The sequence below is a fragment of the Oceanobacillus sp. Castelsardo genome, assembly GCF_001659985.1.
Classification (GTDB): domain Bacteria; phylum Bacillota; class Bacilli; order Bacillales; family Amphibacillaceae; genus Oceanobacillus.
Genome location: NZ_LYCS01000001.1, coordinates 140,341 through 156,087 on the forward strand (window position 1 = coordinate 140,341; position 15,747 = coordinate 156,087).

14 protein-coding genes are annotated in these 15,747 nt (G+C 34.3%); 12 read left to right on the plus strand and 2 right to left on the minus strand.

The features are described 5' to 3' along the window. Positions 1 to 21: 21 nt before the first annotated feature. The 8 genes from bshA to A9178_RS00820 all read left to right on the plus strand — a co-directional run bounded on the left by bshA (position 22) and on the right by A9178_RS00820 (position 9,296). Positions 22 to 1,152, plus strand: coding sequence for an N-acetyl-alpha-D-glucosaminyl L-malate synthase BshA (bshA, locus tag A9178_RS00785; protein WP_068672021.1), 1,131 nt, complete (start codon positions 22 to 24; stop codon positions 1,150 to 1,152). Between the two features lie 5 nt (positions 1,153 to 1,157). Then, a complete protein-coding gene (locus A9178_RS00790) occupies positions 1,158 to 2,357 on the plus strand; it encodes a CCA tRNA nucleotidyltransferase (protein ID WP_082918036.1) in 1,200 nt (399 codons plus the stop codon). After that, a complete protein-coding gene (locus A9178_RS00795) occupies positions 2,333 to 3,316 on the plus strand; it encodes a biotin--[acetyl-CoA-carboxylase] ligase (RefSeq protein ID WP_068672022.1) in 984 nt (327 codons plus the stop codon). The genes A9178_RS00790 and A9178_RS00795 overlap by 25 nt, the downstream gene beginning before the upstream one ends. 108 nt (positions 3,317 to 3,424) lie before the next feature. Then, a complete protein-coding gene (gene dinG / locus A9178_RS00800) occupies positions 3,425 to 6,232 on the plus strand; it encodes an ATP-dependent DNA helicase DinG (protein ID WP_068672023.1) in 2,808 nt (935 codons plus the stop codon). Positions 6,233 to 6,459: 227 nt separating this feature from the next. Then, positions 6,460 to 6,633: a YpmA family protein gene (locus A9178_RS00805; protein ID WP_068672024.1), complete on the plus strand. Its 174-nt coding sequence runs from the start codon at positions 6,460 to 6,462 to the stop codon at positions 6,631 to 6,633. Continuing rightward, complete coding sequence (locus A9178_RS00810; RefSeq protein ID WP_082918037.1) at positions 6,596 to 7,129, plus strand: cell wall elongation regulator TseB-like domain-containing protein; 534 nt, start codon at positions 6,596 to 6,598, stop codon at positions 7,127 to 7,129. The genes A9178_RS00805 and A9178_RS00810 overlap by 38 nt, the downstream gene beginning before the upstream one ends. Positions 7,130 to 7,147: 18 nt before the next feature. Continuing rightward, entirely contained in the window at positions 7,148 to 8,329 is a 1,182-nt protein-coding gene (locus A9178_RS00815; protein ID WP_068672657.1) for a pyridoxal phosphate-dependent aminotransferase, read from the plus strand. A 286-nt stretch (positions 8,330 to 8,615) separates the two neighbouring features. Further along, positions 8,616 to 9,296 carry a DnaD domain-containing protein gene (locus A9178_RS00820; RefSeq protein ID WP_068672026.1) on the plus strand — a complete coding sequence of 227 codons (681 nt, stop codon included), beginning with the start codon at positions 8,616 to 8,618 and terminating at the stop codon, positions 9,294 to 9,296. A gap of 77 nt (positions 9,297 to 9,373) precedes the next feature. Here the strand turns inward: A9178_RS00820 and A9178_RS19595 are convergent, their stop codons facing one another. After that, positions 9,374 to 9,631, minus strand: coding sequence for a tyrosine-type recombinase/integrase (locus A9178_RS19595; protein ID WP_369801938.1), 258 nt, complete (start codon positions 9,629 to 9,631; stop codon positions 9,374 to 9,376). A 294-nt stretch (positions 9,632 to 9,925) separates the two neighbouring features. Here A9178_RS19595 and A9178_RS19600 point away from each other — a divergent pair, with 294 nt between their 5' ends. The 4 genes from A9178_RS19600 to nth all read left to right on the plus strand — a co-directional run bounded on the left by A9178_RS19600 (position 9,926) and on the right by nth (position 12,885). Beyond that, positions 9,926 to 10,036 (plus strand): BhlA/UviB family holin-like peptide, encoded by a 111-nt coding sequence (locus A9178_RS19600; RefSeq protein WP_369801939.1) that lies wholly within the window; start codon positions 9,926 to 9,928, stop codon positions 10,034 to 10,036. A gap of 126 nt (positions 10,037 to 10,162) precedes the next feature. Continuing rightward, on the plus strand, positions 10,163 to 10,435 hold the full coding sequence (locus A9178_RS18790) for a holin (RefSeq protein ID WP_068672028.1): 273 nt from the start codon (positions 10,163 to 10,165) through the stop codon (positions 10,433 to 10,435). Next, entirely contained in the window at positions 10,417 to 11,637 is a 1,221-nt protein-coding gene (locus A9178_RS19080) for a peptidoglycan recognition protein family protein (protein WP_197482130.1), read from the plus strand. The genes A9178_RS18790 and A9178_RS19080 overlap by 19 nt, the downstream gene beginning before the upstream one ends. A gap of 600 nt (positions 11,638 to 12,237) precedes the next feature. Beyond that, on the plus strand, positions 12,238 to 12,885 hold the full coding sequence (nth, locus tag A9178_RS00840) for an endonuclease III (RefSeq protein ID WP_068672030.1): 648 nt from the start codon (positions 12,238 to 12,240) through the stop codon (positions 12,883 to 12,885). Positions 12,886 to 12,934: 49 nt separating this feature from the next. Here the strand turns inward: nth and A9178_RS00845 are convergent, their stop codons facing one another. Continuing rightward, positions 12,935 to 15,718, minus strand: a complete 2,784-nt coding sequence (locus A9178_RS00845) for a PBP1A family penicillin-binding protein (RefSeq protein ID WP_068672031.1) — start codon at positions 15,716 to 15,718, stop codon at positions 12,935 to 12,937. Positions 15,719 to 15,747: the final 29 nt, after the last annotated feature.

Genomic DNA, 15,747 nt, shown 5'->3' on the forward strand with positions numbered 1-15,747 from the left:
TATAAAGGAAGAGAGAATAATATGAAAATAGGAATTACATGCTACCCCACAGTCGGTGGTTCAGGTGTAATCGCTACTGAACTTGGAAAAATGCTCGCAGAAAAAGGCAATGAAATTCACTTTATCACATCAAGTCTTCCTTTTCGTTTAGATAAAGTTTATCCCAATATTTTTTATCATGAAGTGGAAATGGGGCATTATCCTGTTTTTCAATATCCACCGTATGACTTAGCTTTGGCAACTAAAATGGCAGAGGTCATTGATCAAGAAAAGTTAGATGTTTTACATGTACACTATGCTGTCCCACATGCTATTTGTGCAATTTTGGCAAGAGAAATAGCAGAGCATGATGTAAAAATAGTAACAACACTTCACGGAACTGACATTACGGTATTAGGAGTAGATAATACCTTTAAGAAAATGATTAAATATGGGATTGAGCAATCCGATGCTGTAACAGCTGTTTCTAATAATCTGGTGGAACAAACCAAAGATATGCTAAAAACAAGTAAAGATATATCGGTTATTTATAATTTTATAAATGAACAAGAATATTATCGTAAAGACAACGGTACGCTAAGAGGGGAATTTGGAATATTACCTGATGAAAAAGTCGTTATTCATATATCTAATTTCCGAAAAGTAAAACGAGTAGACCTAATTGTTGAGACATTTAATCAAATTAAAAGCAAGGTTAGTAGTAAGTTACTTTTAGTTGGAGATGGTCCAGAGTATTCAGATACCGTTCAACTGGTACATAAATTGGGGTTGGAAGATTATGTTTTATTCTTAGGGAAGCAAAATAACATTAGTGATTTATTATCGATATCAGATTTAATGCTCCTACTCTCTGAAAAAGAAAGCTTTGGCCTAGTATTATTAGAAGCAATGGCATGTAAAGTTCCTTGTATAGGAACTAAAGTTGGAGGAATTCCTGAAGTTATTAAACATGAAGAAACTGGTTTTATCGTTGACTCGGGAAATGTCGAACAAGCTTCGAATTACGCGATTAAATTGCTTGAGGATGACAAAAAATTAGAACAGTTTTCTGAAAACGCCTATGAACACGTCAAAACAATCTTTAAATCTGAACAGATCGTTAATCAATATACTAAAGTTTATAATGATGTAATCAAAAACAAGAAATGGTGAGTTTAATGATTAGTGAACCATTTATAAAAGCAAGGCCGGTAATAGAGAATATTGAAAATCATCATCACCAAGCTTACTACGTTGGTGGCTGTGTTCGTGACTTTTTATTAAAAAGACCAATTGGGGATGTGGATATCACGACTTCCGCAACTCCAAATATTATTCAAAAAATTTTCGCAAAGGTTATTCCTGTTGGGATTGAACATGGTACCGTGATTGTTCTCCATGACGATGTACCTTATGAAGTGACGACTTTCCGTGTGGAAGGTAGTTACTCAGATCAACGTCACCCTGATTCAGTAACTTTTATAAATCAAATAGATAAGGATTTAGAAAGGCGAGATTTTACGATAAACGCATTAGCGATGGATCTCTCTGGTAATATTATCGATCTCTTTGGTGGGAAACAAGATATAAAAAAGAAGGTTATTAGAACGGTAGGAAATGGCTATGACCGTTTTAAGGAAGATTCTCTACGAATAATTAGAGCGATAAGATTTGCAAGTCAACTCGGGTTTACCATCGATCCACAGACACTAAATGAGATGAAAGAAGTAAGTAAAGATATATCTAATTTAGCTATCGAAAGAATTACAAAAGAATTTGGTAAAATGTTCGCTGGTCAATATCTAAAAAATGGAATTTATTACTTGAAGGAATCTGAAAGTTATATGTATCTGCCTATTTTTAAAGATATACCAGATCTAATCCATAAAATACCAGATTCCTTACAACCTTTACATTCGTTTGGAGAATTTATAGCATTTTTCCATTTATTGAATACTAGAGTTAGTGTAATAGATTGGGTAAAGAATTGGAAATGTTCCAATCAAGTTAAACAGGAAGCCGTAGCTATTGTAAAGGCCTATTCGTTATTTGAAAAGGCCGGAATTGATAATTGGCTCGTATACACGCTAGATTGTCAGTATTATGAAGGGTTTACCAATATCATGAACATTTTTCACCCTGAATTATTGGATGAAAATGAATTGGATAAGCTTTACAACTCACTACCTATTCATTCTCGTCAAGAACTATGTATGAACGGTAATGATTTATTATCTTGGTATCCTAATATAAAAGGAGGACCGTGGATTCAAAAATTATTAACGTCAATTGAAAAAGAAATTGTTTTCGGTAACTTAGAAAATAGAAAAAAAGATATAAAGGATTGGATAAAATGGAATCCACCCGAAATAAATTAATTAATTTATTATCAAAGAATAATGATCAATATATTTCTGGGCAAATGTTATCAGATGAATTAGAAATTTCTAGAAGCGCAATATGGAAACATATAAATGAATTAAAAAAAGATGGTTATGTGATTGAAGGTAAGTCTAATAAAGGTTATCGAATCATTGAATTCCCAGATAAAATGAGTGAAAATACCATTAAATGGGGATTAAAAACAAAATGGCTTGGTAAAAATATTAAGCATTTTGATTCGGTAACATCTACACAAACGGTAGCTCATGAAGAGGCTCGAAATGATGCAGTGAATGGAACAGTTATAGTTGCGGACGAACAAACAAATGGAAGGGGTAGAATTACCCGTAGCTGGCAATCTACAAGTGGAAAAGGGGTATGGCTAAGTTTGATTTTAAGACCAGAAATCTCCCCACAAGAAGCTCCACAATTAACATTATTAACTGCAACTGTATTGGCTGATGTCCTACGTAACCATGTACACATCGATCCAAAAATTAAATGGCCAAATGATATTTTAATCAACGGGAAGAAAACAGCGGGAATATTAACAGAAATGCAGGCTGAACAGGATCGTATATGGTATGTTATTATAGGGTTTGGACTAAATGTTAACCATTCTATCGAAGAACTACCAGAAAATCCGAACTATAAAGCGACGTCACTAAAAGTGGAAACAGATACGGAGTGGGAACTAAATGATTTAATTCAGGAAATTTTAGTTTCATTTGAAAAAACATATGATTATTATTTAGAACATGGCTTTGCTGACATTAAAGAAAAATGGAAAAGTTATGGTTTTAAAATTGGAAAAGAGATTTCGATAAAAACGATGAAAAAGAATTGGAAAGCTCCTTTTCTTGGAATAACGAATGATGGAGCACTTATTACAAAAGATATGGATGGGAATGAAACTATTCTTTATTCAGCTGAGATTGATTGGTTTAAAGATTAAGAAAAAAAGCGTAAGCGCCCTTACAGGCTAAGAACGCGAATGAATTAACAACATGAATCTTTTTATATTTTCTTAAACCGCGGATTTAGAAAGGTAGGTGGACTGAAAATGGAAAATAGATATGTTGTCATTGATTTAGAAACAACTGGCCATTCACCAATAAATAGCGATAAGATTATTGAAGCGGGTATTGTAGTCATTGAAAACGACCAAATAATAGAAACGAAGTCTAGTTTCTTTAATCCAAATAAATCTATCCCACCTTTCATTACTAATCTTACCGGAATAAATGATGAGGACGTAAAAGATGCACCATATTTTCATGATAAAGCCGATGAGATTATTTCTTTATTTAAAGATAGTTACCTTGTTGCACATAACGTACCTTTCGATTTAGGTTTTTTAAATGCCGAATTGAAGAATAGTGGAAATTGTGTTCTAACCAATCCAATAATTGACACAGTCGAATTATCGCGCATCTTGTTCCCACAATCACCTAGTTACAAACTGAGTCAGTTGGCTGAGTTTTTAGACATTCACCATGACGATCCACACCGGGCACTATCAGATGCTTATGTTACAGCAAAAATACTTTTACGATTAAAAGAAAAGTTATTTTCTCTTCCATACGAAACACTGGATACCTTATTTAAATTGGAAACCATGTTTAAGTCTGATTTAGGGATGTTATTATCCAGCAGGTTAAAGGAATTGGAGTTTTCGCTGGAAGAGAGTTCAAGTGTGGAAGTTTTTCAAGGATTGGCGTTTAAAAAGACGGAAAGTATTCCGCGAATTAGCAGTTTTGATATCCAGTCGTTTGGAGACTTTTTGGATGATATTTATGAAGAAAAAGGTTCGTTACAGCAACATATGAAAAATTATGAAAAAAGAACGGGACAAAGGGAAATGTCTGAAGCCATCTTTGATTCTTTTCAAAGCAAAAAACATGCTTTAATTGAGGCAGAAACGGGTACAGGCAAATCCTTAGCATATTTGATACCGGCTATACACGATTCTGTTAAATCAAAACAGAGAATTATTATTAGTACTCATACGACTCAACTTCAATCTCAATTACTCGATGAAGATATTCCATTACTTGAAAAACTCGTGCCTTTTCCTTTCCAGGTTGCCTTATTAAAGGGAAAAAGCCATTATATAAGCTTGGAAAAATTTGCTCATGAATTGCAGAATGGTACTAAAGATAATTATGATATTATTTTAACTAAGGCAATGATATTAGTATGGCTAACAGAAACAGAGACAGGAGATATAGATGAAATAAATTTACCTGCTAGTGGCTATTTATTTTATAAAAATGTTTCAACAGAGGCAGAAGGAAAAATTTTAGATCCCTATTCTCCGTGGTTTTCCAAATCATATTACCAAAAGGCAAAAAAAAGAGCGCATCAAGCTAATATTATTATTACGAACCATGCCTTATTATGTACGGATATATTTAATGATAACCAATTTTTACCCTCCTATAAAAAGGTAATTATTGATGAAGCACACCATTTTGAAGAAACGGCAGCACATCATTATGGGTTAAAGTTAGACTATATCAATGTACAATATACTCTGAATCAAATTGGACATTCTCATGAAAATAATAAATTACTTGGGAAAGTGATAGCCCCATATGCTTTTCAAGTTGAAAATCTAATGAAGCAGTGGGATGATATTCTTGATTCTACTAAATATGAAGTAGAAGATTTATTTCGAACTTTGTATCATTATGTTCTCGGTATGAAAAGGAATGATATGGCTGTAAGTGATATAGGTAGAGTTCAATATCGATATGAAAAGGAAAAAGAGGACTCTAAAACATGGAATGTTATTACGGAGATGGCAACTAGATTAACGTTTAATTTTCGAGATTTAATTCATGTTATTTCGCTTTTAGAGCAAAGATTTGACCATGAACAGTGGCTGGATAAATACGATAAGGAAGATTTAAATGGGCTAAAAGTACTTTTGCAAAATTTTATTGATAGTCTTGAAATTTTGATTATCTCGGATATAGATATTCCACAGGCGAAGTGGATTGAAATTGATACAAAAGGAAAAAATAATGCCGTTTACTTATATTGTGAACCGACAGATATGTCTTCACTTCTTGAAGAACAATTTTTCGATGAAAAGGAAAGTGTTATTTTAACTAGTGCTACGTTAACGATGGCTAATTCCTTCTCGTTTATGGTTGAAAGGTTAGGGTTATCAAATAAACCGTACATTACTCAAAAAATAAGTTCACCATTTTCTTATCGTGATCAGGTTCAATTATTGATACCTAACGATTTCCCTGAAATTAATTACAGAAACATGGATGATTTTATTTTTGCTACGAGTGAAGCAATATTAGATTTGGCTAATATTACGGATGGAAGGATGTTAGTACTTTTCACCTCTTATGAAATGTTGAAAAAATCGTATAAAATACTTAAGGAAAAAATGGACATTGGCCAATATATGCTTATCGCACAGGGAATAACAAGTGGAAGTAGATCAAGATTGAAGAAAAATTTCCAATCCTTTAATCAATCTATACTTCTAGGAACAAGTTCTTTCTGGGAAGGAGTAGATATCCCAGGTGATGACCTTTCCTGTTTAATGATTGTTAGGCTACCATTTCAACCACCTAATCATCCTGTTTATGAAGCAAAAGCAAATTATTTAAAAGCACAACATAAAAATCCTTTCATGGAATACTCTCTACCAAATGCTGTTATTCGTTTTAAACAAGGTTTTGGTCGACTAATTCGATCTTCCAATGACCGTGGAATTGTATTTGTTTGTGATGCTCGGGTAAAGAAAGCCAGATATGGAAAATATTTTATAAATTCTATTCCAGAAGTCCCTTTAACATATGATTCCACTAATGAACTTATGAAAAAGGCTAAAAAATGGTTCTAAAAAAATACTGATGCAACAAGTGCATCAGTAAAAAATGTTTTGTAATGGTAGGGGTGTAGAAATTTTTTTGTTGAATTTAAAAAATAAAGCAAATTATATTCAAAATTGGTATACTAAAGATGCTTCATCTTAATAATATCAACGTAATATTATTGTTTACTGTTTTATAAGATCTATAATTAGCAAATTTTGATAATAAATGAGGTATTTTTAATTGGAGGTAAACGATGGATCGACATAAAATCGAAACACTTGCCACTGTCAAATTAGAGTATTCATCAGAAATTTATAAAATCGTCGACATATTAAATCGAACTCTAAAAGATAAAGATTTAATGTTCGGATTAGCATTGGATGAGGAAAATGAAAAACAAGCAGTTTTCACAATCTACAGGACTTAATTGGATACAAAAAACTTTCATAATTATTATTGCAATCATTGTTATTGTCACCATTTTTGGTGTATATTTATATCAAGATATTATGAAAAATAAATCAGCAAATTTTGAACAAACAAGAGAAGTAATTTTGGAACAAACACCAATTACCAAGGTAAATAAAATCGAATTATATCATGGTGATGAAGCGTACCATTTAGTTTATGGAAGTGATGAAAAAGGGGAAGAACAAATTATCTTTTATCCTTTAAAAGGTAAGGAGAAGGATATCACAACAATTGGCTATTCAGAAATCATCCCTAAAGACCAAATTTTACAAACTTGGCAACAAAATTGTGCTAATTGTGAACTAAATAAAATTTCTCCTGCTTTGATAGAAGATAAATTGTTATGGGAGATTACATATTATGACGAGAATGATCGATATGTTTTAGATTACCTATCTATTCACGATGGTTCGTCATATGAGCAGTATCGATTTAAACGGATGTTTGACTAAAGAGGGGAGACTTAAATGATGCAATTATCCAAAAGAGTAGAAACATTAACACCATCTTCTACTTTAGCTATAACTGCTAAAGCAAAAGAGTTAAAAAAACAGGGTCATGATGTGATTGGATTAGGTGCGGGGGAACCCGATTTTAATACGCCAGATTATATTTTGGAAGCTGCTAAAGAGGCGATGGACAGCGGGATGACTAAATATACTCCAGCAGGCGGAATAATAGAATTAAAAGAAGCGATTGTCCAGAAGTTTAAAAAGGATAATCAGCTTTCTTATTCCACTAATGAAGTTATAGTAACCTCAGGTGCTAAACATGCATTATACACATTATTCCAAGTGTTGCTAAATGATGAAGATGAAGTAATTATACCTGCCCCTTACTGGGTTAGCTATCCTGAACAGGTTAAATTAGCTGGAGGTAAACCGGTATTTGTTTCTGCATTAGAGGAAAATGAATTTAAATTAACTCCAGCTGAATTAGAGAAGGCAGTTACGGACAAAACAAAGGCCGTTATTATCAACTCACCAAGCAATCCTACTGGTATGATGTACAGTAAAGAAGAATTAGAGGCTTTAGGAAAAGTTTGTTTAGAACATAATGTTTTAATTGTTTCAGATGAGATATATGAAAAACTAATCTATACTTCCGATGAACATGTTTCCATTGCTTCTATTTCACCCGAACTAAAAGAAAGTACGATTGTAATCAATGGTGTTTCTAAGTCGCATTCGATGACTGGATGGAGAATTGGATATGCTGCAGGACCAGTAGAAATCATTAAAGCCATGACGAATTTAGCATCCCATTCTACTTCTAATCCGACTTCTATTGCGCAATATGGAGCACTTGCTGCATATCAAGCAGATGAAAGTACATTAAATGAAATGAAAAAAGCATTTGCAGAAAGATTAGATACAATCCATCGTTTAATTACTGAGATTCCTGGAATTACATGCAAAAAACCTAAAGGTGCTTTTTATGTATTCCCTAACGTTAAAGAAGCGGTGAAAATGAATGGCTTTACTAATACTGATGATTGGGTAAAAGCGATTTTAGAAGAGGAAAAAGTAGCACTTGTTCCTGGGTCTGGATTCGGTTTTGATGACAATGTACGTTTATCTTATGCATTAGCAATGGATGATTTAGTTGAAGCAGCAAACCGAATTAAACGATTTGTTTTTAATCATCAGTAATATTTATTGTTGACCGTGTTCGTGTAAAATAATATTCATTTCCAAGGCTATTAAATTAATTTATATCAAAACAATCTCGAAAATCCCTTGCTTTTGCGAGGGATTTTCGAATTTTCGCAGGTTAACTGGCTGTAAGACCCCCATTTCAGGAATATGAGGAGAATCCAAGAATTTTAAGTGGGGATCAACAGCCTTTTTCAACTAACAATCAGTGGGGGGGAGGTAAGGAAATCCCCACTGATTGAAGTTTCACTTTATATGATATACTGTTAACGAGGTGCTTTATATGTCAAAATCTATATCAATACAACAAATTATTTTTGATCAAATACCCATTCCTATCGCATTACTCAAACAATATAAATTTTTAGGATTAACTGAAGTTGAAACAATGGTCATCCTTCAATTACTTAATTTCTTAAAGGAAAATAATGACTTTCCCACACCAAATGAAATTGTTAATCTTATGACGATTGATGAGAAACAATGTGCACAAATCCTTCGAAAATTAATTCAAAAAAATATACTTTCTATTGAACAAAAGGAAAATGAACAGCACATTTTAAGTGAGTCGTATTCATTACAACCATTATTTGACCAATTGTATAGTCAGGAAGTAGAAGAAAAGGAAAGTTTGGATGGAACCATTTTTATATTATTTGAACAGGAATTTGGTAGACCTTTATCGCCTTTCGAAATAGAAATGATTAATGGGTGGCTAGATGAAGATCAAATTGAACCGGCTTTAATTAAAGCTGGGTTACGCGAATCTGTACTTATGGGTAAATTAAATTTTAAATATATTGATCGTATTCTTAGAGAGTGGAAAAAGAAGGGAATTCATACGGTTGACCAAGCAAGAAAACAAAGTAGAAATTATCATGGTCAACAAACAATCAAACAAGAGAATATGCCTAAAAAAAGGGATACATCTATTTATTATAATTGGCTAGAAGGGGAAGATTAGTAAATTCCTCAAACCCAATAGGGGCAAGGGGTAAGGTATGTTATTTTAAAACTTCCCCAAAAGTACCCCCAATCCCCTCACATATTTATGATTGAATCAAATACATTCACTGCTTGTCTGTCGGCTTCATCATCCGAATTGCCATAAGTTTTATGAATTTCTTCGGCCGTATTCCCAAAGCGTTTTGAAACAGCAACTACGGATGTTTTTTGATTTATTAAGATTATAGCGTGGGTATGCCGGAGTCCATGAACAGTTATACGTTTAATTTTCGCTTCTTTAATCATGCGATCTAAAGCCCAATTAAAAGTATGAATTCGATTTAAGGGTAAAATTTTTTAATCAGGATTTGTTTGGGTGCACCATATTCTTCGGTTGCTTCTTGAATGGTTAAAGAATTTTCATTGTGAGAAAATAATAACTCAATCGCAAATGTATTTGCTTCAATCTTCAATGCAATCTGTAGAAAAATATGTATTTTATTTTAAAAAAGAAGTATATTGCCTATTTTTGTCGAATAAAGTAGACAGGAGGGGATGGTTTTTGGGAAGAATATTTATTTCCGTAATACTATGAATGATTCCGACTTTGGCTTTCGGTTATCTTGACAAGCCAGTACCGAAACATTAATTCAATACTTTCTAACACAAGGACCGTTTGCGGTTCTTTTTATTTGGCTTTTTTATTCATCTAGAAAAGAGATTTTAGAACGCGAGAAAGAAAGTCTAGAAAGAGAGTAAAAACTATTTAAAACAATTGATGATCAGAACGATATCATGAAAGGTTTTAGCAGTAAGTACGAAATCGTTATCTCGAAATTAGATGATATCGAGGATAGATTGCCACAATAGTAAGGAGGAATGTCAATGTTTGAAATTGGAATTATCATAGCCGTTGTAATGGCAGTTACACAATTAATTAAAGAATTAAAGGTCATCCCTAAAAAATATCTACCACTTATATCCCTGCTGCTTGGTTTAGCAGCAGGGATATTTTTTATGAATGGAGTTTTAAAAGAACAAATTATGTACGGGCTAATGATTGGATTGTCCGCAAGTGGTTTATTTGACCAATCAAAAATTGTTACTAAAAATAAATATATACCAAAGGAGAGGTTTACATGCCTTATAAAATTGTGAAAAATATCATCCCTGGACTGAATCAAAGGAATCTAACAGCGCCTAGGTTTATAGTCGCTCACGAGTCAGGAAACAAGAATAACACAGGGTCAAATTCATTAGAAAATGAAGTTAATTTCATGACTAGGAATTGGAGAAATGCTTTCGTTTCCCATTGGGTAGGTGGTGGAGGAAGAATCGTCCAACTTGCCGAAGTAGGTAAACTCCAGTATGGGGCTGGGCCTAAAGCTAACCCCTATTCATACGCTCAAGTAGAATTAGCTAGAACTAATAACGTCGAAACTTTTAAAAAGGATTATGCTGCATATGTATGGTTATTGCGTAAACTTGCAAAAGATGCAGGGATTCCTATCAAATTAGATACTGGTTCAAAACTAACGGATAAAGGTATCAAATCACACGACTGGATTAGAAAGCATTTAGGAGGCACCACACACACAGACCCATACGCTTATCTTGCTTCTTTTGGTATTACTAAAGCACAGTTTAAGAAAGATATCGAAAAAGGAACGGTATCCAGTCCTAGTGATGTATCTGTTAAACCAGCACCTAAGCCGCAGGAAAAAGGAACATCTACAACTAAAAAGACATGGACTAAAGTTACTGGAGACTGGACGGGTCAAACATTAGGAAATGGTGAATACGGTGAGCCAGTAAGACAGTTACAAACCAAATTAGCAAATAATAACCCTCCATTTTACCCGAATAAAGATGCAAAAAACAACGGTGTAGACAGTTATTATGGAGATGATACAGAAGATGCAGTAAGACGTTTCCAGTCTTATTACGGTTTAACAGTTGATGGTTTAGCTGGCAAGCAAGTATACAATGAATTAAAAGGTAATCCATCGGCTAGTAAAACATTAAATAAATCTAATCTGACAGTTGATGGAAAGTGGGGTCAATCTACTACTCGTGCACTTCAAAAAGCATTAGGGACGCCAGTTGATGGTATTATCAGCAATCAACCACGTAATAGTGTGACCAATGCTCTATATGGTGGAGTTACATTTGGATCTGAAGGAAGTAATGTAATCGTAGCTTTGCAGAAAAAAGTTGGAACTATAGCAGATGGAAAACTTGGCCCTGGAACAATCCGGGCATTACAAAAGTATTTAGGTACCGTTGTTGATGGTAAATTAAGTAGACCTTCATTAGTTGTGAAAGAAATGCAACGTAGGTTAAATATAGGTACGTTTTAAGTAATAAATTGGTAGTTTTTTATATTCGGTTGCAAACCAAGGGCTAGGTGCGGAAAACCTAGCCTTTAATTTATCTTATTTACTAATTTCGGAGTCATATCTGAAAATATTTGTGTAAGATGAGTTATTAATTCTGTGTTAATATAAAATGAAGGGGGTAAGAGCTGACATAATTATTGAAAGAAATTTGACACCATCAGAAATTCAAAAAGGTTATAGGGATTTTAGGAATTTTATGAGGTCAAGTACCTTTGATTGAAGATAGTGATATGGAAACACTTCTTCAGGATTATTACGCAACCAATAGAAGGGACGTTACTCATGATGTTAGATCAGCGGAGAATGAAGATACTAACAACCTTATCCAGTTTAGAGATAATGACTAGAAGCCAAATTCAAATACTACACAATACCAAAAGTATTCGTAATACTAACGAAAACGCCCCCAAAAGTACCCCCAAATACATTCGATTCGTTGCATTATCCTGCGTAGTACTTATTATCTTGAGCGCTCTAAAACCTTGATACTATTGACTTCGCGCTTTTTAAATACTATACTTTGTTAAGCGTAATTATTAAGAAGGGGAAGATTAGTAAAATATGCTAAACAAAAAGCAAATTAGATTTTGTCTGGATCAAATGGCAGAAATGTTTCCTGAAGCGAAAGGAGAGTTAAATCACTCTAATCCTTTTGAACTAGTTATAGCTGTGTTACTTTCTGCACAATGTACGGACAAATTAGTTAATAAAGTTACAGAAAACTTATTCAAAAAATATAAAACACCTGAAGATTATTTAGCGGTGTCGCTGGAAGAATTACAAGATGATATTAAATCTATAGGGTTATATCGGAATAAGGCTAAAAATATTCGTAAGCTTTGCCAAGTATTAATAGATAAATACGAGGGGGAAGTACCGAGAACGAAAGAAGAATTAATGACACTTGCTGGTGTTGGGAGAAAGACTGCAAATGTTGTAGCGTCTATAGCCTTTAACGAACCGGCTATTGCGGTAGACACTCATGTTGAACGAGTTTCAAAGAGGTTAGGTATTTGTAGATGGAAAGATTCGGTTATTGAAGTAGAAGAGACACTAATGAAAAAAGTTCCAAGAGAAGAATGGAGTATTACTCATCATCGTATGATCTTTTTCGGTAGATATCATTGTAAAGCAAGAAATCCGAATTGTCCCGAATGTCCACTTTTAGAAATATGCAGAGAGGGACAAAAGAGAATGAAAAAAAGGTAGTTAAAATAGAAAAGGATAACCCCGTTATGGAGGTTATCCTTTTCTATTTTTATGCTTCACTATTATCTTGTTCTTCTTCTTCATTTGGTTCAGCCTCAACAGGTTCCTCTTCGTTTTCTGCTGGTTCGTTTTCATCTACTTCAGATTCTTCTGGAGCTTCCTGTTGTGGTTCTTCCTCTTCCTCTTCCACTGGTGGCTGTTCTGGTTGTTCTTCTACTTGTTTTGGAACTGTAAATGACATGGAACGGGATTCGCCTCGATCTCCGCTATTCGCGCCATTTTGGCCAATAGGGGTTACTTGTATATTGTATGTTTCCCCAGGTGTCGAATTACCAATTTCAATTCCATTTGCTTCAACTTGGTTAGAATGTATCTGACCGTTAACTGATACTTCAAATAAAGCTGGAGGTCCATTGTAATTCCATGAAACCCTAATGATGGAACGATCCTCTATATAATCTGCTGAGAGATTTTCAACTGGTTTAATATTTCCTTCCTCTTCTTCACCGGTGTCAATCGTAACTTTCGCCGTAACAGGATCACTTACACTTCCATCTGTTTTACTAATAGCAACAACTTGTATTTGATAATCACCTGGTTCCACCTCGTTAATAACTAACGATTTTTCTTCTGTTGTTGATAATTCTTTCATTTCTTCTCCATTTTCACTAACGCTAACAGAGAAGGATACATCATCGTTATCATTATAGTCCCAAGTTACATCGATAGATTTTGCTTCTTCGTTGTACTTAGCATTTAAGTTTGAAACAGGATTTAATTTATCATATGTCTTTGATACATTGGTTGGTTCTGTGCCTTTAACAAATAGTTCTGTAACAATTTTCGATGATGGTGTATTTGAACTAGGCTTCCTAGCAGGATTAGATCCTTTTTCTACTTTTGCCTCAACTACAGAGTTTGGTTTATTAAAGTCCGGTGTATCAAGACCTTCTGAGATTTTACTCATGGTTTGTTTAAATAATTTTTGGGATATTTTTGTATCCGGTAGCGCGGCACGCTTAAGTTTATCTTCATTATCTACTATATATCCACCCGTCCAGGCAGCAATTGTATAATATGGAGTGTATCCAGCAAACCACGCATCAGGTGAGCCGCCTTCCTCTAAGTTTGTTGTTCCTGTTTTCCCTGCGACAGGTAGTCCTGGAACATTTGCCTGTTTACCCGTACCGTTTGTTACGACGCTTTTTAACATATCTGTTACCATGTAGGCTGTATAATCAGCCATTACTGCTTCAGGTTCTGGTGCCAAATCAACTACTTCACCATCCGGAAATTCTACCTTACTTACAGCGTAAGGTTCATTGTAAATTCCTTCATTTCCGAAAGCACGGTAAGCTCCGGCTAATTGTAAAGGTGTCACTTTCGTTGATGTACCACCAATTGCATCGCGGACATTAATTTGATTGTCAGCAAATTCAATACCTAAGCTCTCTGCAAACTTTTGCGCATTGCTTGCCCCTACTTCATCATATAGCTTTACAGTTGGAACGTTTAAAGATTGTTCCAATGCATATCTAGCACTAATCCAGCCAGCATAACTACGATTCCAATTTCGAATTGGTTTAGAACCGGCTGCTTCATAAGGTTTATCATCATTAATTTGATGGTATGTTGAAATTTTATTATATTCAATTGCTGGACCGTATGCCATAATAGGTTTCGCTGTAGAACCAAGTTGGCTTCCACCATTTATTGCGTAATTGTATTCCCCATATTGCTCAGGATTTAGTCTACCACCGATTGCTTGTATTCCACCAGTTTTTGTATCGAGTACTACCATCCCTGCTTGCATATTTGGCATCTGTTCAAGTGGATAGCTTATTGGATTTTCCGCGCTATCCTCCAGTAGAAATTCTACATACTCTTGTGCACCAGTATCTAGAGTAGTATGGATTACTAAACCGTCTGTATTAATATCAGCACCGTCTAGTTTTTCTTTTACTTCCGCTTCGACTTGTTGGATAAATGCTGCATATTTGAATGAATCTGGCTGTTTATCTGATAAAAGTGATGCAATTTCTACTTGTCTAGCCTCATTTGCTTCAGCCTCTGAGATTTTGTTATGCCGTACCATTAGCGTTAATACAGTATCCATTCTTTCCTTCGTTAATTCAGGACTTTGAAATGGGTTATATGCGGTTGGCCGCTGTGGCAAGCCCGCTAAAATAGCAGCTTCAGGTAAAGTTAATTCATGTAAATCTGTTTTACCGAAATATGTTTCAGCAGCTTGAGCTACCCCGTAAGCATTAGCACCGTAAAAGATTTTATTTAAATACATTTCCATAATTTCTTCTTTTGAGTACTGTCTTTCAAGTTTTAATGCTAACCATTGTTCTTGAACTTTTAATTTAATTTCTTTTTCAGGAGTTAAAAATGATTTCTCTACAACTTGTTGTGTAATGGTACTTGCTCCTTGTGAACCAAACCCATGTACAACGTTGGCGACTATAGCTCCACCAATTCTTCTAAGGTCAATACCATGGTGCTCAAAGAATCTAGCATCTTCCGTAGCGGTAACTGCATCGATTAAAATCTGTGGAAGGTCCTCATACTCCACTTTTTTACGATTTGCACCTAGCTCTGCAAACTTTTCTCCATCTTTATCTAATAGAATTGAAGCATATGGATCTTTTAACATTGCTTCATCAATATCGGGAGCGGTAAAAATCCAGTAAGCACCAACAGCACCGCCACCAATACCTAATACCAATATAAAAATAACAATTCCTAATAATATTTTTTTCCATATAGGTTTTTTTGCTGATTTTTTTTGTTTTCTTCTAGCTGAACGAGTTTGGCCATTTTCTGCCATAGCTCTAACCTCCACTCTTTAAAATAACA

Bases quoted from the DNA above. Each gene is read 5' to 3' on its own strand.
- A9178_RS00845 (WP_068672031.1), bottom strand. From the start codon at position 15,718: ATGGCAGAAAATGGCCAAACTCGTTCAGCTAGAAGAAAACAAAAAAAA.
- A9178_RS18790 (WP_068672028.1), top strand. From the start codon at position 10,163: ATGTTTGAAATTGGAATTATCATAGCCGTTGTAATGGCAGTTACACAA.
- A9178_RS19080 (WP_197482130.1), top strand. From the start codon at position 10,417: ATGCCTTATAAAATTGTGAAAAATATCATCCCTGGACTGAATCAAAGG.
- A9178_RS00810 (WP_082918037.1), top strand. From the start codon at position 6,596: ATGAAAAACAAGCAGTTTTCACAATCTACAGGACTTAATTGGATACAA.
- bshA (WP_068672021.1), top strand. From the start codon at position 22: ATGAAAATAGGAATTACATGCTACCCCACAGTCGGTGGTTCAGGTGTA.
- A9178_RS00815 (WP_068672657.1), top strand. From the start codon at position 7,148: ATGCAATTATCCAAAAGAGTAGAAACATTAACACCATCTTCTACTTTA.
- nth (WP_068672030.1), top strand. From the start codon at position 12,238: ATGCTAAACAAAAAGCAAATTAGATTTTGTCTGGATCAAATGGCAGAA.
- A9178_RS00820 (WP_068672026.1), top strand. From the start codon at position 8,616: ATGTCAAAATCTATATCAATACAACAAATTATTTTTGATCAAATACCC.
- A9178_RS00805 (WP_068672024.1), top strand. From the start codon at position 6,460: ATGGATCGACATAAAATCGAAACACTTGCCACTGTCAAATTAGAGTAT.
- dinG (WP_068672023.1), top strand. From the start codon at position 3,425: ATGGAAAATAGATATGTTGTCATTGATTTAGAAACAACTGGCCATTCA.
- A9178_RS00795 (WP_068672022.1), top strand. From the start codon at position 2,333: ATGGAATCCACCCGAAATAAATTAATTAATTTATTATCAAAGAATAAT.
- A9178_RS00790 (WP_082918036.1), top strand. From the start codon at position 1,158: ATGATTAGTGAACCATTTATAAAAGCAAGGCCGGTAATAGAGAATATT.